Annotated in this window: 15 protein-coding genes; 9 read left to right on the top strand and 6 right to left on the bottom strand. The window is 61.0% G+C overall.

The window, feature by feature from the left end; translation table 11 throughout:
- The first annotated feature begins 158 nt into the window (after positions 1-158).
- Genes KBP52_RS00075 through KBP52_RS00065 form a run of 3 tightly spaced genes read left to right on the top strand, consistent with a single transcriptional unit; the run spans position 159 to position 2,702 of the window.
- Complete coding sequence (locus tag KBP52_RS00075; RefSeq protein ID WP_212621670.1) at positions 159-1,241, top strand: bifunctional transcriptional activator/DNA repair protein Ada; 1,083 nt, start codon at positions 159-161, stop codon at positions 1,239-1,241.
- 32 nt (positions 1,242-1,273) lie between these two features.
- Entirely contained in the window at positions 1,274-2,071 is a 798-nt protein-coding gene (locus KBP52_RS00070) for an isocitrate lyase/phosphoenolpyruvate mutase family protein (RefSeq protein ID WP_212621669.1), read from the top strand.
- A 1-nt stretch (position 2,072) separates the two neighbouring features.
- Entirely contained in the window at positions 2,073-2,702 is a 630-nt protein-coding gene (locus tag KBP52_RS00065) for a DNA-3-methyladenine glycosylase (RefSeq protein ID WP_212621668.1), read from the top strand.
- A gap of 583 nt (positions 2,703-3,285) precedes the next feature.
- On the opposite strand, the gene KBP52_RS00060 is transcribed toward KBP52_RS00065, so the two are convergent.
- The 3 genes from KBP52_RS00060 to KBP52_RS00050 form a co-directional block, all read right to left on the bottom strand.
- The gene (locus KBP52_RS00060; RefSeq protein WP_212621667.1) at positions 3,286-4,383 is read right to left on the bottom strand and encodes an extracellular solute-binding protein; all 1,098 of its coding nucleotides are present in this window, start codon (positions 4,381-4,383) and stop codon (positions 3,286-3,288) included.
- Positions 4,384-4,385: 2 nt separating this feature from the next.
- Complete coding sequence (aguA, locus tag KBP52_RS00055) at positions 4,386-5,501, bottom strand: agmatine deiminase (RefSeq protein WP_212621666.1); 1,116 nt, start codon at positions 5,499-5,501, stop codon at positions 4,386-4,388.
- Between the two features lie 104 nt (positions 5,502-5,605).
- Complete coding sequence (locus tag KBP52_RS00050; RefSeq protein WP_123594299.1) at positions 5,606-6,490, bottom strand: LysR substrate-binding domain-containing protein; 885 nt, start codon at positions 6,488-6,490, stop codon at positions 5,606-5,608.
- 395 nt (positions 6,491-6,885) lie between these two features.
- On the opposite strand from KBP52_RS00050, the gene KBP52_RS00045 reads away from it, so the two are divergent.
- Positions 6,886-7,401, top strand: coding sequence for a DoxX family protein (locus KBP52_RS00045; protein ID WP_212621665.1), 516 nt, complete (start codon positions 6,886-6,888; stop codon positions 7,399-7,401).
- A 3-nt stretch (positions 7,402-7,404) separates the two neighbouring features.
- Here KBP52_RS00045 and KBP52_RS00040 read toward each other — a convergent pair whose 3' ends face one another.
- Positions 7,405-9,021 carry a L,D-transpeptidase family protein gene (locus KBP52_RS00040; RefSeq protein ID WP_212621664.1) on the bottom strand — a complete coding sequence of 539 codons (1,617 nt, stop codon included), beginning with the start codon at positions 9,019-9,021 and terminating at the stop codon, positions 7,405-7,407.
- A gap of 151 nt (positions 9,022-9,172) precedes the next feature.
- Between KBP52_RS00040 and KBP52_RS00035 the strand changes: the two genes are divergently transcribed.
- The 4 genes from KBP52_RS00035 to KBP52_RS00020 all read left to right on the top strand — a co-directional run bounded on the left by KBP52_RS00035 (position 9,173) and on the right by KBP52_RS00020 (position 12,482).
- A complete protein-coding gene (locus tag KBP52_RS00035; RefSeq protein ID WP_137216504.1) occupies positions 9,173-9,886 on the top strand; it encodes a murein L,D-transpeptidase catalytic domain family protein in 714 nt (237 codons plus the stop codon).
- A 254-nt stretch (positions 9,887-10,140) separates the two neighbouring features.
- Complete coding sequence (locus KBP52_RS00030; RefSeq protein WP_116029591.1) at positions 10,141-10,398, top strand: DUF2790 domain-containing protein; 258 nt, start codon at positions 10,141-10,143, stop codon at positions 10,396-10,398.
- A gap of 9 nt (positions 10,399-10,407) precedes the next feature.
- Complete coding sequence (locus tag KBP52_RS00025) at positions 10,408-11,079, top strand: heavy metal response regulator transcription factor (protein ID WP_016985270.1); 672 nt, start codon at positions 10,408-10,410, stop codon at positions 11,077-11,079.
- Positions 11,076-12,482, top strand: coding sequence for a heavy metal sensor histidine kinase (locus KBP52_RS00020; protein ID WP_212621663.1), 1,407 nt, complete (start codon positions 11,076-11,078; stop codon positions 12,480-12,482). Before KBP52_RS00025 ends, KBP52_RS00020 begins: the two co-directional genes overlap by 4 nt.
- Positions 12,483-14,014: 1,532 nt before the next feature.
- Here the strand turns inward: KBP52_RS00020 and KBP52_RS00015 are convergent.
- A complete protein-coding gene (locus KBP52_RS00015) occupies positions 14,015-15,433 on the bottom strand; it encodes an MFS transporter (RefSeq protein WP_212621662.1) in 1,419 nt (472 codons plus the stop codon).
- Positions 15,434-15,536: 103 nt separating this feature from the next.
- Here KBP52_RS00015 and KBP52_RS00010 point away from each other — a divergent pair, with 103 nt between their 5' ends.
- Positions 15,537-16,424: a LysR family transcriptional regulator gene (locus KBP52_RS00010; protein WP_212621661.1), complete on the top strand. Its 888-nt coding sequence runs from the start codon at positions 15,537-15,539 to the stop codon at positions 16,422-16,424.
- Here the strand turns inward: KBP52_RS00010 and KBP52_RS00005 are convergent.
- Complete coding sequence (locus KBP52_RS00005) at positions 16,421-17,041, bottom strand: cell wall hydrolase (protein WP_122600324.1); 621 nt, start codon at positions 17,039-17,041, stop codon at positions 16,421-16,423. The two genes, KBP52_RS00010 and KBP52_RS00005, sit on opposite strands and share 4 nt — an antisense overlap.
- Positions 17,042-17,268 lie beyond the last annotated feature (227 nt).

Raw genomic sequence — 17,268 nt, 5'->3', positions numbered from 1 at the left:
GGAGCTGCCGCAGGCTGCGATCTTTTGATCTTGTTTTTGAGGATCAACGTCAAAAGATCGCAGCCTGCGGCAGCTCCTACACGGTAGTTCAGGGGATTTGAAAATTCACTGTCGATTTTTCGGTGGAGCCATCGACAAACTGGTTTTACTCTCAGCCCATGAACATACAAACCGCTGTCCTGCCACCCCACGCCGAGATGGTTCGCGCCATGCTCGAACGCGACACTGCCTATGAAGGCGTGTTCTTCACGGCTGTGAAAACCACCGGGATCTTCTGCCGCCCCAGCTGCACGGCGCGCAAACCGAAACCGGAGAACGTCGAGTTCTTCGCCCATGCTGACGAATGCATGTCGGCCGGCTATCGCGCCTGCCTGCGTTGCAAGCCGCTGGACGCCGCGGCCATCGCGCCGGACTGGGTGCAGCGTTTGCTTAAAGCCGTGGAGGCCGATTCCGAGGTGCGCTGGAGCGATGCGCAGTTGCTCGCTGAAGGTATCGAGCCGCTAAAGCTGCGACGCTGGTTCAAACAGCATTTCGGCATGACTTTTCACGCGTGGCTGCGTACGCGCCGATTGGGCATGGCGCTGGGCGGAATCAAGCAAGGTGCGTCGATTGATCATGCCGCGTTTGATTCGGGCTATGAGTCGCTGAGTGGTTTTCGCGATGCCTTTCAGAAGTCGTTCCACATCACCCCGGGCCGCGTCGCCCAGAGTGAGCCACTGCTGTTCACCCGGCTGACCACGCCGCTGGGGCCGATGATCGCCATGGCCGAACGCCGTGGACTGGTGTTACTGGAGTTTCTCGATCGCCCGGCGCTGACCCGCGAAGTCGAGGAGCTGCAAAATCGCTATGGCTACGCAGTCGCGCCGGGGCACAACGCGCATTTGCAGCAGATCGAGCATCAACTGGCGCAGTATTTCGCCGGCAAGCTGAACACCTTTACTGTGCCGTTGCACTTGCCCGGCAGCGAGTTTGCCCGGCAGGTCTGGTCAGCGTTACTGCAAATCCCCTACGGCCACACTAGTACATACGGCGCCATCGCCGCCGGTTTGGGTAAACCCGGCGCCAGTCGCGCGGTCGGTCTGGCCAACGGGCACAATCGGCTGTCGATCGTGGTGCCCTGCCATCGGGTGATCGGCGCGGATGGCTCGCTGACCGGCTATGGTGGTGGGCAGCCGCGCAAGGCGTTTCTGCTGCGGCTGGAAAACGCCGCCGTGCAGCTCACCCAACAAATGGCATTCTGACCAACCCCATCAACTGACAAGAAGGATTTTTGATGAACGCGCTCGCTACGCAGTTTCACCAGTTGCACCAGCAAGGCCTGTTGATCCTGACCAACGTCGCCGATGCCACCGGTGCGCGACTGGTCGAACATCTGGGCGGTAAAGCGGTGGCCACCAGCAGCGCCGCGGTGGCCTGGGCCCACGGTTATCCGGACGGCAACACCCTGCCCCTCGAACGTCTGGTGTCGACGGTGGAATCGATCGCGCGGGTCATCAGTATTCCATTGACCGTGGATGTCGAGGCCGGCTATTCCGATGACCTCGGGCGCGTGGCGGAAGTGCTGGATGCGGTGATCGCAGCGGGTGCCGTCGGAATCAATATCGAGGACGGTTCTACCGATCCTGAGCTGCTCGCGCGCAAGATCGAAGTGGCGCGACAGGTTGCCAACAAACGCAATGTGCAGCTGTTCATCAATGCGCGCACCGACGTGTATCTGAAAAGCCTTGTGCCGGCCGAGGATCGCGTCGCCGAAACCCTGCACCGCGCGGCGCTGTATCAAGCGGCCGGAGCGGATGGGTTATTCGCGGCGGGCGTGACGTCGGCCTATGAAATCGAGGCCATCTGCAAGGGCTCTGCGCTGCCAGTCAATGTCCTTGGCTTTGCTTGCCTGCCTTCACCGGAAGAACTGCAAACGCTGGGCGTGCGCCGCTTGAGCGCAGGTTCCGGCATCGCCGAATTCCTCTATGGCGCGATGGGCGGGCTGGTGAAAAGCTTTCTCGCCAGCGGCAAACTCGACACCCATGACCTCAAGGCGTTCAGCTACGGCGAAGTCAACGGTTTGCTGAAATAACATGCCTGATGCCTATCAAGCGGCCAGCGCCTTTCTGGCCGCGCTCGATCCGGAGTGGCAGCGACATATTGCGGCGGTCGGCCCGTGCCTGCATCAACCGCATCCGGCGCGTGATCCGTATGAGTCGCTGGTGCGGGCGATTGCTTATCAGCAACTGCATGCCAAGGCTGGCGATGCGATTGTCGGGCGGTTGGTGGGGTTGTTTCCTGGGCAGTCGTTTCCGCGGCCCGAGGAGATCCTTGCGACGGATTTCGAGCGAATGCGCAGTTGCGGGTTTTCGGCGGGCAAGATTGCGACGATTCAGGGGATTGCTCAGGCGACGCTGGATGGCGTGGTACCGGATTACGCCACGGCGCTGGCGATGGATGACGAGGCGTTGATCGAACGTTTGGTCGGTTTGCGCGGGGTCGGTCGCTGGACGGTGGAGATGTTGCTGATCTACAGCCTGGAGCGCATGGATATTCTGCCGGCCGATGACTTTGGTGTGCGCGAGGGTTATCGGCGGTTGAAGGGGTTGGAGGTGCAGCCGACGCGCAGGCAGATGGTTGAGATCGGGTTGGCTTGGAGTCCTTATCGGACGGTGGCGGCCTGGTATTTGTGGCGGGTGCCGAAACCGTTGCCCTCACCCTAGCCCTCTCCCAAAGGTAGAGGGGACCGATTGGGGGAGATTGGAGATTTACGCCGACGTGGAATAGCGTCTGTGAATCCATGATTGCCAAGACTTTTGAAACCCATAATCGACCGCCCTCACCCTAGCCCTCTCCCAGAGGTAGAGGGGACTGATTGGGGGATATTGGAGATTTACGTCGACCTGAAATAACGTCTCTGAATCCATGAACGCCAAGACTTCTCAATTCCATAATCGACCGCCCTCACCCTAACCCTCTCCCCGAGGGAGAGGGGGCTGATTGGGGGAGATTGGAGATTTACGTCGACCTGAAATAGCGCCTTTGAATCCATGAACGCCAAGACTTTTCAAACCCATAATCTACCGCCCTCACCCTAGCCCTCCCGAAACGTCGGACCGCCCGTAGGTAGAGGGACTGATTGGGGGATATTGGAGATTTGCGCCGACTTGAAATAGCGTCTGTGAATCCATGATTGCCAAGACTTAAATCCATAATCGACTCGGTTTTTCAGGTCGATGTTTAACGCAAGACACCTCGGTCGGCTCCCTCTCCCTCTGGGAGAGGGCTGGGGTGAGGGTCGGCTTTTCACAACCCGGACTTCAATCGGCTGAACGCCCGAATCAAAGCCCGATTGAACGCCTTGCCATTGTCATTCTTGCTGTACAGCGTGGCCCTGACGTCGGCCGAGGGATACGTCCCCGGATCATTACGAATCGCTGCATCGACCAAACCATCCGCCGCCGTGATCGCATTGGCGTAATGAATGGTGTCAGTAATCGGCGCAATCACCTGCGGCGTCATCAAATAATCCATCAGCGCCAACCCGGCCTGGGGATGCGGCGCGTCCTTGGGCACGACCATGGCATCAAACCAGATCAACGTGCCCTCTTTCGGAATCCGGTAACTCAACTTGAACGGCTTCTTCGCCGCTTCCGCCTGCCCCGCCGCGATCGCCACATTACCGTTCCACGACATCGCCACGCACGTATTACCGTTGGCCAGATCGCTGATGTTCAGGTCGTTGTCGAAGTAACGAATGTACGGATGGATCTTCGCCAGTTGCTGTTCAGCAAGCTTCAAGTCATCGAGGTTCTGCCGGTTGATGTCCAGCCCCATGTACTTCATGACGGCGGCAAATACCTCGTTGGGATCGTTGAGCAGACTCACTCCGCAATCAGCGAATTTCGCCACCACCGCCGGATCGAACAACATCGCCCAACTGTCCGTCGGCGCATCCGGCAAACGTTGCTTGATCGCTTCCTCCTGATAGCCGACACCAGTGGTGCCCCAAGCGTAAATCCCCGCGTAGCGATTGCCCGGATCGAACACCGCCATGTGCTGGCGGAACTCCTCGCCAACCCCGGCAAAGTGCGGCACCCGGGCCTTGTCCAGCGGCTGGATCGCGCCGCTTTCGATGGCCCGCGACAGATGCTGGCCGGCGGTCAGCACCAGGTCGTAGCCACTGCGCCCGGTAAGTAGTTTGGTCTCGACTGTTTCCAGTGAATCGAAGTGATCGGCGACCACATGAATGCCGGTTTTCGCCTCGAAATTCTTCAGCGTATCCGGCGCCAGATACTCGCCCCAGATGTACAGATTAACTACCGGTTTCGCGCTGTCGGCGGCCTGCACACACAAGGGTGCAAGCACCAGCAATAACGCTTGAGTCAGTTTGTGCAGGCCCATGGTCAGGCTCCTTTTTTCAGGCCGGCGTATTGCGGCATGGTGATGCACGCGACGTTGCCGCCGCCGAGGAGGATTTCCCGGGAGTTTTCGATGCCGACGATCTTGTGCTGCGGGAACAGTTCGGCCAACGTCGCCATGGCAACCTTGTCATTGCGATCACCAAACAACGGCACCACGATCGAACTATTACCGGCGTAGTAGTTGATGTACGACGCGCAGATTTTCGTGCCGGTCTGACGGGTGTGGGTGCTGTCCTGCTGATCGAGGCCGTCGGCTTCTTCGGCGGTCCACTCGAGCACGTCCGGTTGCGGCAGCTTGTGCACGATCAACTCGCGGCCACGGCTGTCGCGGGTGCTGCGCAGGATGTCGTAGGCCTCTTGGTAAATCTCCCACTGCGGATCGTCGCGGTTTTCGGTCCATTGCAGCACCACTTCACCGGGGCGCACGAAACAGGCGAGGTCGTCGACATGGCCGTCGGTTTCGTCGAACTTGCAGCCGCGTGGCAGCCAGATCACTTGCTCGGCACCGAGGTAATCGGTCAGGCGTCGGGTGACTTCGTCCTTGCCCAGATGCTGGTTGCGATTGCGGTTGAGCAGACACTGTTCGGTGGTGAGGATGCTGCCCTGGCCGTCGCTCTGGATGCCGCCCAGCTCGGCAATCAGCGGCGCGCGGTAGCGATCGAAACGCTCGATCTCGAGGATCTTGCTGGCGATCTGATCGTCCTTGTCCCACGGGTAATAAAGTCCCCCGTCGAGCCCGCCATAAGCATTGAATTCGAAGTCGACGCCACGCACTTCGCCGCTCTGATCGTTGACCACAAAGCATGGGCCGCTATCGCGGAACCAGGTGTCGTTGCAGCTCATCTCGACCACGCGCACTTGCGGCGGCAACTGCCGACGCGCCGTGGCGAATTGCGCGGCGGAGGCACACACGGTGACCGGTTCGCTGTGGGAGATGGCGGTGACGATCTGCACCCAGACTTTCTGCGCCGGTTTCGCGCCGTTGCGCCAGACATCGGTGCGCTCCGGCCAGCCGAGCCAGCAGCCGGACTTGGCTTCGAATTCGCCGGGCAGACGGAAGCCATCGTGCTTGGGGGTGGAGTCGAGCAAACGTGCCATGGTCAAACCTCGTCTTCGCGATGGGATTGGAATGACCACAGGCTAAAGGCGCAGGCCGCATACCCGCCAACGAGGAATATTGCGGAACAGTTGAATTCAACTCATCAATCGACCAGTTGATCGTTGAACCATTCGAGCATCTGCGCCACCGCCGGGCGCTCCAGCCGCAGCCGTTCGCAGACCAGTGCGTATTGGCCGAGGGCGGTCATGCTCGAGGCGAAGGGCCGCACCAGCCGACCACTTTGCAGATCTTCCTGCGCGGTGAGGTTGTCGCCCATGGCCACGCCCTGCCCCTGCGCCGCCGCTTCCAGCGCCAGACCGGCGTGGGCGAAATACAGCTGACGCTGCGGGCGCAGATCACCGGCGTGACTGGTCAGCCATGCGGTCCAGGTCTTGCCGTCCTGATCGTCGTGCAGCAGGCAGTGGCGAGCCAGATCCTTCGGCGTTTTCAAGGTGCCCTGGTTGAACAGCCCGGGGCTGCACACCGGGAAAAACTGCAGAGCGGGCAACGGGCGGACGAAGTAGGCGCTGCTGTCCACCGGACCGGTGCCGTAGGTGATCGCCAGATCGATGTCTTCGCCGGGCGCTGTGGCGTCGATCGGTTGTTCATAGAGGTGCAAGGTGATGTGCGGATAACGCGCGTAGAAATCGGTGAGTCGACTCATCAGCCACTTCTGCGCGAGTTCGGCGGTGACGGCCAGCCTGAGCACTGCCAGTGACGATGGATCGCGCAGCTCATCGCAGGCCTCGCCGATCAGTTCGAAGGCCTGTTGCAGGCTTTGCATCAAGCGGCCGGCGGCGATGGTCGGGCGGATTTGCCGACCTTCGCGGATGAACAGTGAGACGCCGAGTTGTTCTTCGAGCTGGCGGATCTGATGGCTGACGGCGCTGTCGGTGACACAGAGTTCGGCGGCTGCACGGCCGAAATGCGCGTGGCGGGCGGCGCATTCGAAGGTGCGCAGAGCGGCCAGTGAGGGAAGTCTTCGCATGGAGGTGGTCCGTTTTTTTGGCCATGCTGACTGCGCTTTGGGGGCGCGTCCAGCCTTGTCACCCTCACCCCAGCCCTCTCCCGGAGGGAGAGGGCTGGGGTGAGGTGTCTGGCGTGATACATCGACCTGAAAGACTGAGTCGATTATGGATTCAGAAGAAAACTCTCACGTCGGCGTACCTCTTCAATATCCCACGGTCAGTCCCCTCTCCCTCTGGGCGGTCCGACGTTTCGGGAGGGTTAGGGTGAGGGGCTTTTGACTGTATCGCACTGTATACCCCGAAGCCGCAGACACACCAAAAGCACAATCTGCCACCCCGCCGACACATCCCCGATACACCCCGACGCTGAAATACCCCGGTCGATCCAACTTGCCCAACCCACCGGAGCTGCATCATGACCACCACCCTTTCCACCACCGTCAAACACCTGCACCTGAACCTCGACCGCGCCGGCACCTGGCTCGCCCCTCTGACCCTGCGCCTGTTCATCACCTGGGAATTCTTCGAGTCCGGACTGGAGAAATTCAACGGGCAGAATTGGTTCGAAGACATCCAGGACAAATTCCCCTTCCCCTTCGATCACCTGCCGGCATCGCTGAACTGGGAGCTGTCGATGTGGGCCGAAGTGATCTGCGCGCTGGCGATTCTGGTCGGCTTCGGCACGCGTATTTCGGCGATCTCGCTGATCGTAGTGACCGTAGTCGCCACCGCTGCCGTGCACTGGCCGGCCGACTGGTCGTCATTGAGCGAGTTGGCGCAGGGTTATGCGATCACCAACAAAGGCTTCGGCAACTTCAAGCTGCCGGCGATTTACCTGGCCGCGCTGCTGCCGCTGGTGTTCGCCGGGGCGGGCAAGTTGAGTGTCGATGCGTGGCTGGCGCGGGTGTTCTGGAACAGAAGCACCCGCTAAGGCTCAGTGCGCCCGGTCAAGCCCGACGAGCAAGGCGCTGTCACGGCTGTAGATGTCCGGCGCGTAACGCACGTTTCCGCTGCTGTCGACCTGCGCTGTCCAGTAAGTCATCAGGATCGGCACCGGCGCCGACAGACGAAATTCGTGGGTGGTTCCGGTGGCCAGCAGGGTTTCGGTGCGGGCCTTTTCCGCCGGGGTGAGCAGCAGATCGCGCAGTTGCATCGGATGCTCGACCCGGACGCAGCCGGAACTGAAAGCACGCGGGCCTTTTTCGAACAGCGCCTTGCTCGGCGTGTCGTGCAGGTACACCGAGAACGGGTTCGGAAAGCGGATGACCATTTGCCCCAACGGATTACGCGGCCCGGCGTCCTGACGCAGCATGATGTTGCCGGGGTTGTCCCAGTCGATATCCGCGGCCGCCAGCGGCTGACCGTTGGCGTCGAGCACTTGCAGGTTCTGCCGGCTGAGGAAGGTCTGGTCCTTGCGGATTGCCGGCAGCTTGTCTTCCTTCCAGATGGTCGGCGGCACTGTCCAGGTCGGGTTCAGGGTCAGGCGCGTGACCCGCGATTTGAGCAACGGCGTCTGGCGTTCCGCGCGACCGACCTGGGTGCGGGTCTGCCACACCGGCACGCCGCCCTGATACAGCGTCAACTCAGCGGCGGCGACGTTGACCAGCAGGCCATTGGGTTCCATGTCCTGAGCCATCCAGCGGAAGCGCTCAAGGTTGACGCGCAATTGTTCACGGCGAATCAGCGGGCTGATGTTAAGTTCGGCAATCGTTCCTGGCCCGACCACGCCGTCGGCCTGTAACGAATGATTGGCCTGAAAACTCTTTACGGCGTCGACCAGCGCGCCGTCATAAGCATTACCCGGTGTGCCGATGGCATGGGCCAGGTAGCCCTCGCTGTACAAGCGCCGGGCCAGTTCCGGCACGCGTTTGTCTTCCATGGCAGGGCGCAACAGCGGTCCGCTGCCCACCGATTGCCATTGCGGCAAGGCTTTGAGCCGTTGCGCCGCGTACAGCTGACGCAGGTCCTGATATTGCGCCAGACGCGGACGGGCCAGATCAAACGCGGCGGGAATGTCGTGCATGCCCGGTACGGCGATCGCCAACAACTCCGCCTGACGGTCACGCGGGCTGGCGTCGGCATGCCACAGCGGTTCGAAGTGTGATTGCAGCAGGCTTCCGTAATGCAGATCCTGCAGGGCCTGGAGGTAGTTGCGGCTGATGTCGATGTCGGCACACAACTCGCCATCCTGCGGCGCCGTGGTCGCGACCGGATAGCGCTTTGGATTGAGACCATCATCGGCCAACAGCTGCAATTGCGCGCGCAACACCGGCAATCGTGCCGACTCACTGGCCCACACGGGCATCCAGTCCTGCTGCTGGTAGAACGCCTGCAATTGCGTCAGCGCCGGGCCGTTGAGCTGTGCGGCAATCGCCGGGCACGACTGCGGCAGATTGATCATTACAGCCTGCAACGGACTTTGCGGCTCGACCGGCATCTCGGCCGGTGGCGTTGGCAGTGTCTCCAGCGGCGGCAACGGCTCATCGGCACAAGCGACAAACGGCGCAGCGAGCAAACAAATGCTCAAGTAGCATGCGTACTTTTTGAACAACTGCTTTACTCCAATCCATGGCCGTCCAGATGATGGCCAACCTTACATCAGGTGCGCTTGAGAGTCAGGCTCGATCAACGGGCTTGCGGGTATTGACTGGGAGTCAGGAGCCAAAGTGCCAAATAAGTAGCAAGTGAGGACACTTTATAAAATGTTGACGTTTTTGCGCCGACTTCTGTTGACCACCGCGACCCTTGTCGTGGTGTCCAGTCCCGTTTTTGCTGCCGGCAAACCATCGCCGGTTCTCTACACCAGCCTCGCGCACGCCGCGCCAGAACTCAATCCCCAAGCGCTGAAAGGTGCGTTGAACGCCATGCAATGCGCGGTCAACAACGGTGCGAAACCGTCCCGCCACCTGGCGATCATCGACTATTCGCAGCCGTCCACCGAACGCCGTCTGTGGATCTTCGATCTCAGCAAAAAGAAATTGGTACTGCGTGATCTGGTTGCCCATGGTTCCAATTCCGGGGAAAACTTCGCCACGCAGTTTTCCAATGTCGAAGGCAGCTACCAGTCCAGTCTTGGCCTGTTCCGCACCCAGGAAAGCTACAGCGGCACCCACGGTTATTCGCTGCGCATGGACGGTCTGGAGCCGGGCTTCAATGACATGGCTCGCGATCGCGCCATCGTCATTCACGCCGCCAGTTATGTGAACCCGTTGTGGAGCAAGAAACAGGGGCGCATCGGCCGCAGCCAGGGTTGCCCGGCGGTGCGGCCGCAGATCGCCAAGCAGGTGATCGACCGGTTGAAGAATGGCCAGTTCATGTTTTCGTGGTACCCGGATCAGCGCTGGTTGAAGTCTTCGCCGTACCTCAACTGCCAGCCGCAGCAGGTGGCAAGCATTCTCAATACCCACGCGAGCTGACAGAGCACCCCAATTCCCCTGTGGGAGCGAGCCTGCTCGCGAATGCGCTGGGTCAGACACTTTAAATGTGTGCTGACATACCGCATTCGCGAGCAGGCTCGCTCCCACAGGGATAGTGTTCTTTCAGTTAAACCGTCCTCGCCGTTTCATTACAACTTTGTCATTCAGCTGTCGGTTTGCCGTGCGGATCGCTCGGTAGCCTGAAGTTGTCCCGGCGCCAATGCCGATCAACTTTGACCACTGAGTGACTGACCATGAAAAGCCTCCTGCTCGCCTTCACCGCCCTCCTCGCCACCGGCAGCGTGTTCGCCGCGAACATGCCCGACACCGCCGTGATTCATGACAAATCCGGCTTCTACGTCAATCTCGATGTCGACAAAGTCCTGTCCAGCACCGATATTTCACAAGCGTGTGGCGTGGTCCCGGCGCAATTGAATTACCTCGACCATCAGGGCCGCGAACATGTGCTGGACTATCAGGTACAAGGCAGCGGCTGCATCAATGACCATTGAGACTGATCGATGAATATTCTGGTTGTCGAAGACGAACCCAAGGCGGGCAACTACCTGCTCAACGGTTTGCAGGAACTGGGTTACAGCGTCAGCCTCGCCCGCGACGGTGCCGACGGGCTGCACCTGGCGCTGGAACACAGTTTCGATGTGATCGTGCTCGATGTGATGATGCCGAAAATGGATGGCTGGGAAGTCCTGCGCCGGTTGCGCAAGGAGGCCGACACGCCGGTATTGTTCCTCACCGCCCGCGACGATATCGCTGACCGCGTCAAAGGCCTGGAACTGGGCGCCGACGATTACCTGATCAAGCCGTTTTCCTTCGCCGAACTGGTGGCGCGTCTGCGCACCCTGACCCGGCGCGGGCCGATCCATGAAGACGAACAACTGCAAGTGGCCGACCTGCAGATCGACGTGCTCAAGCGCCGCGTGACGCGCGCCGGGGTGCGCATCACCCTGACCAACAAGGAGTTTGCGTTGTTGCAATTGTTCGCCACGCATACCGGGCAGGTGCTGGCGCGTTCGCTGATCGCCTCACGGGTGTGGGACATGAATTTCGACAGCGACACCAACGTCGTCGATGTCGCCGTGCGCCGCTTGCGGGCGAAGATCGATGACCCGTTCCAGCTCAAGCTGATCCACAGCGTGCGTGGCATCGGCTATCGCTTCGATACGCAGCCATGAGCAGCCGACGCGCGTATTCGCTGACCCTGCGCCTGGCGCTGGTGTTCGCCCTGCTCGCCTTCGCTTCGCTGGCGGGCCTCGGTGCCGCGCTGTACAACGAACTGGAGCAACAGTTGATCCGCCGTGATGACACCGCGCTGGTCAGTCGCGTCGATCAATTGCGCACGTTCCTTAATGACAGCAATACCCTGGAGTTGATCAAGAACAAACCGGCGCTGTTCCAGAACATGCTCGGCAACCGCGAAGCACTGCTGACCATCGGCGCGCCGGGGCAACCGCCGCTGCTGGTGGTCAATCCGGGCAATCTGAGGCCGCCGATGCTGCCGGCGGTGCCCATCGACCAGGCGATGACGCTAAAGGACGTGCAGCATCTGCCAAGTGTCGACGGCGTACCGTTTTCGGCGGTGGCAGCGAGTATCGATTCCGGTGAGCTGGGCAGTTTGCAAGTCACCACTGGGCGCCTGATGAGCGAGCGCACGGCGATGCTCGCCAATTACCGTTTGAGTGTTTATGGCCTGGCCTCGCTGGCGGCGCTGTTACTGGCGGTGGTGGGTTGTCTGCTGGTGTATCGCGGGTTGCTGCCGTTGCGGCGACTGGCAAAACACGCCCACGGTATTGGCGTCGGCAACCTCGGCGAACGCCTCGACAGTCACGGCGCCCCACGGGAATTGCTGCCGATGATCGAGGCGTTCAATGCCATGCTCGACCGGCTCGCCAAGGGCTTTGCGCAGTTGAGTCAGGTGTCCACCGACATGGCCCATGAGTTACGCACGCCGATCAACAATCTGCTCGGCGAAACTCAGGTCGCGCTGCAGCAGCACCGCAGCATCGAGGCCTACCAGCAGTTGCTAGCCTCCAACGTCGAAGAACTGGAACGCCTGACGCGGATGCTCGACAACATGCTGTTTCTGGCGCGCACCGATCCGGCCAGTGCCTTGAGTCAGCGCCAGGAACTGGATGCGGCGGATGAGATGCAGCGTATTGCCGATTATTTTGAAGGCCTCGCGGCGGATGTCGGCGTGTGCATCGAGGCGCGCGGCAGCGGTGTGATCTGGGCCGAGCCGATGCTGTTGCGCCGCGCGTTGGCCAACCTGTGTGCCAATGCGATCAAGTACGGCGCGGCGGATTCGACGGTGCAGGTGGAAGCGATTGCCGAGCCGGACGGCAGTTATTTGCGGGTGCGCAACCACGGCGCAACCATTGCACCGGAACATCTGGCGCGGCTGTTCGAACGCTTCTACCGCGTTGATCAGTCCCGTGAGCGCTCGGCGCAATCCAACGGTTTGGGCCTGTCGATCGTCGCGACCATCATGCAATTGCATCAAGGCCGCTACAGCGCCAGCAGTGCCGATGGCATCACCTGCTTCGAACTGTTTTTCCCCGCCCGGCAATCTCGGGACTGAACATCACCACTTTTCCCCTGTGGGAGCGAGCCTGCTCGCGAAAGCGGTGTATCAATCACTGGAGATGTTGCCTGTGCCGACCTCTTCGCGAGCAAGCTCGCTCCCACACTTGATCTCGGTTCGGCCGAAGATCTACTGATCAACCCGATCCCCTGTGGGAGCGAGCTTGCTCGCGAAAGCGGAGTGTCAGTCACCGGAGATGCTGGTATTGCCGGCCTCTTCGCGAGCAGGCTCGCTCCCACATTTGATCTCGGTTCGGCTGAAGATCTACTGATCAACCCGATTCACTGTGGGAGCGAGCCTGCTCGCGAAAGCGGAGTGTTAGTCACCGGAGATGTTACCTCTGCCGGCCTCTTCGCGAGCAGGCTCGCTCCCACATTTGATCGCGGTTCGGCTGAAGATCTACCGATCAAATCGATCCCCTGTGGGAGCGAGCCTGCTCGCGAAAGCGCTGTTTCAGTCACCGGAGATGTTGCCTGTGCCGACCCCTTCGCGAGCAGGCTCGCTCCCATATTTGATCTCGGTTCGGCCGAAGATCTACTGATCAACCCGATCCCCTGTGGGAGCGAGCCTGCTCGCGAAAGCGCTGTTTCAGTCACCGGAGATGTTGCCTGTGCCGACCCCTTCGCGAGCAGGCTTGCTCCCACATTTGATCTCGGTTCGGTCGAAGTTCTGCTGATTAACCCGATCCCCTGTGGGAGCGAGCTTGCTCGCGAAAGCGGAGTGTCAGCCACCGGAGATGTTGGCTGTGCCGGCCTCTTCGCGAGCGGGCTCGCTCCCACATTTGATCTCGGTTCGGCCGAAGATCTACTGATCAACTCGACCCCTGTGGGAGCAAGCCTGCTCGCGAAAGCGCTGGGTCAGTCACCGGAGATGTTGGCTGTGCCGGCCTCTTCGCGAGCAGGCTCGCTCCCACATTTGATCTCGGTTCGGCCGAAGATCTACTGATCAACTCGACCCCTGTGGGAGCAAGCCTGCTCGCGAAAGCGCTGGGTCAGTCACCGGAGATGTTGGCTGTGCCGGCCTCTTCGCGAGCAGGCTCGCTCCCACATTTGATCTCGGTTCGATCGAAGTTCTGCTGATTAACCCGATCCCCTGTGGGAGCGAGCTTGCTCGCGAAAGCGGAGTGTCAGCCACCGGAGATGTTGGCTGTGCCGGCCTCTTCGCGAGCGGGCTCGCTCCCACATTTGATCTCGGTTCGGCCGAAGATCTACTGATCAACTCGACCCCTGTGGGAGCAAGCCTGCTCGCGAAAGCGGAGTGTCAGCCACCGGAGATGTTGGCTGTGCCGGCCTCTTCGCGAGCGGGCTCGCTCCCACATTTGATCTCGGTTCGGCCGAAGATCTACTGATCAACTCGACCCCTGTGGGAGCAAGCCTGCTCGCGAAAGCGCTGGGTCAGTCACCGGAGATGTTGGCTGTGCCGGCCTCTTCGCGAGCAGGCTCGCTCCCACATTTGATCTCGGTTCGACCGAAGTTCTGCTGATCAACCCGATCCCCTGTGGGAGCGAGCCTGCTCGCGAAAGCGGTGTATCAGTCACAGGAGATGTTACCTGTGCCGGCCTCTTCGCGAGCAGGCTCACTCCCACCGTTGAACTGTGCTCGGCTGATGATCAACGCCATGAGCATCAACGCCACCGCTACGCCAAAAGTGATGTGCAAGCCGCTGGCAATGGCCGTAGCCGGAGCTTGTGTCGGATCGCCCGCCGCCAGTGCAAACACCGCGCCCATCACCGCTGCCCCGGTGATCAAGCCGAGGTTGCGCGCCAGCCCGAGCATCGCGGAAACCACACCGCGCTGCTCCTGACGGACGCCGGCCATCAACCCGGTGTTGTTCGCCGCCTGAAACAGCGCATAGCCGACGGCGACCACTGCAATCGGCAGCAAATAGGCGGGCAACCCCAGACTCATCGGCAACAGCGCCAACGAGCCACAACCGCAGGCCATGGCGAGCAACGCGCCCGGCACGATGCGCCGAGCGCCGAAGCGGTCCACCAGACGCCCGGCCGGCACACCGCCAAACGCAGACAACAACGGCCCGACCGATAACGCCAAGCCGACCACGGCACTGCTGAGGCCCAATCCGCGACTCAGGTAAAACGGCCCCACCACCAGCGTGGTCATCATCACGGTCGTCACCACAAAGGTCAGCGCCAGGCTGCTGCTCAATCGCCGGTCAGCGAACAGTGACAAGCGTATCAGCGGCGCCTTGGCCTTCTTCTCGATCATGAAGAACAACCCCGCGCCGCACAGGCTGGCCAACAGCAACGGCACGGTGAAACCTTCAAGCGTCATCGCCAGCGCATAGGCCGCCAGCGTCAACACCAGCACCGCGCTGCCTGAATAATCGAACGCGACACGCGGCCTTGGCCCTGCGGCCCGATCCGCTGGCAAAAAGCGGTACACCAGCCAAATATTGAGTAAACCCAACGGCACGTTGAGCAGAAAAATCGCCTGCCAGCCGACATGCGTCATCAATAGCCCACCCAGCGACGGCCCAAGACTGGTGCCCGCCGCCGACATCGTCGCCAGCAAGCCCATCGCACTGCCCGCCCGCGCCTTCGGCACCGCATCGGCCACCAACGCCACCGTCAAGGCAAACATGATCGCCGCACCAACACCTTGCACCGCCCGTGCGCCGATCAGCCAACCCAGTCCCGGAGCCAACGCGCAAGCCAACGAAGCGCTGGTGAAAATGCCGATCCCGATCAGCAGCAATCGCCGCCGTCCAAAACCATCGCCCAGACGCCCGACACTGACAATCAATGTAGTGATCGCGAGCAGATAAGCCAGCACGATCCATTGCACCTGTTGAAACGTCGCCTCAAACGCCGTCGCCAAGATCGGCAACCCGGCGTTGGCAATGCTGGTGTCCAGCGACGGCATCAACATCGACAGGGCCAGACTGGTCAGCGCCCAACGGGCGGGAGTGCTCAGGGATTCTCGGGGCATGGACGGCTCGCAACGCATAGGTGATGCGTCATAGCCTGAGCCTCGACAACACACGGCGCAAGACGCATGCTTTGCACTCAATACCTGCATGGAACGCCATGTCATGACTGCGCCGGACCTGAACCTGCTGATCACCCTCGACGTATTACTGCGTGAAGGCAGCGTCGCCCGCGCCGCCAAATGCCTGCGGTTGAGCCCGTCGGCCATGAGTCGCGCCCTCGCCCGTCTGCGCGAAACCACCGGCGATCCGCTGTTGGTGCGCGCGGGTCGAGGCCTGGTGCCGACGCCCCGCGCATTGGAATTGCGCGAACGAGTCAGTCATTTGGTGCAGGACGCCGAGGCGGTTTTACGGCCCGCCGAAGTGCTCGACCCCGGCCGCTTGCAACGCACCTTCACGCTGCGCAACACCGACGGCTTTGTCGAAACCTTCGCCGCCGCCCTGCTCGCGCGCATCGCTGAAGAAGCACCCGGCGTACGCCTGCGCTTTGTGCAGAAAGCCGACAAGGACAGCACGCCGCTGCGCGAAGGCCGCGTCGATCTGGAAACCGGCGTGGTCGACGACAGCACCGACCCGACGCTGCACAGCCGCATCCTGTTTCAGGATCAATGGATCGGTGTGGTGCGTGAGGGGCATCCGTTGAGCGCGGGGAAAATCACCAGCAAGCGCTTTGCCGACGGCGAGCACATTCTCATTTCACGGCGCGGACGCAGCAGCGGGCCGGTCGACGAAGCCTTACTCGCGCTCGGCCTGACGCGGGACATCGTCACTTCATTCGGTGGATTCTCGGCGGCGCTGACGCTGGTGCGTGAATCCGACCTGATCGCCACTGTCCCACAACGTCACACCAGCAAACTGCGCACCGGCCTGCACAGTTTCGCCCTGCCCTTCGCGATGCCGGACATCAGCGTGTCGATGCTCTGGCATCCGCGCATGGACGCCGACCCGGCGCATCGCTGGTTGCGCGAATGTGTGCGGCAAGTCTGCGCTTAACGCGCGTCGCCGCCGGCTGGTTTGTAGAAGAGAAATTTTTTCGTTTCAGCGGTTCTGCGGTATTCCTTGGCCCAGCTCGGATGAACATTACGGTCATGGAAATACAGCGCGCCGTTAGTGCGATCCTTGAGCTGGCGGTTCAGCGCTTTGCGGGCTATATCCTTGGCCAGCGTGTATTCGGCATCTTCCTTGACCTGATCCGGACGCCCGTCGCACCACCAGGAAAACTGGCAGCTCTTGCTTTCCGAGCCTTGTTTGACGACGGCACACACCGTGTCAGGAAAGCCTTCATGGCCGAGGCGATTCATCACCACACTGGCCACGGCTTCCATTTCCGGCGTGTCTTTGCCTTTGGCTTCCCAGTAGATACTGCGCGCCAGACAGGTGATCGGATCATCCAGCGGTGCCGCGCCGGCCGGATCGACCGCCTGCACTTCGGTCGGGGTGATGGCTTCGGCTTTCGGTGCCGGTGCGGCGCTGACTTTGTCCGCCGCTTTCTCTTCCAGCACTTGGGCTTTTTCTTCAGCCTTCGCTTTGATCGGGGCCTGATCGGTGGCCCATGCAGAGCCTGCCAACAGGGTGAATACGAGACAACCCGCCCAGCCTTTCAATCCCATGTCTGTTCTTCCGGCAGCGCCCGAGTCGGGCAAGGTGTTACGTCGGGAGACACCCGTATCCCGGGGTCTTCGGTGAGTGTAGACGGCAAACCCAGAGACAAAGTTGCGCAGAAAAAACCGCTGAATGAAGAAAAAAGACATTGCACTCACCGGGGGCGTTTCGCGCATCATGGGCGCATTCAGCTCAAGGGAGATTTCCATGCGCTTCATGCCATCCGTTTGCGTCT

It is taken from the genome of Pseudomonas sp. SCA2728.1_7 (assembly GCF_018138145.1).
GTDB lineage: Bacteria > Pseudomonadota > Gammaproteobacteria > Pseudomonadales > Pseudomonadaceae > Aquipseudomonas > Aquipseudomonas koreensis_A.
This window is presented reverse-complemented; position numbering and strand designations above follow the sequence as displayed.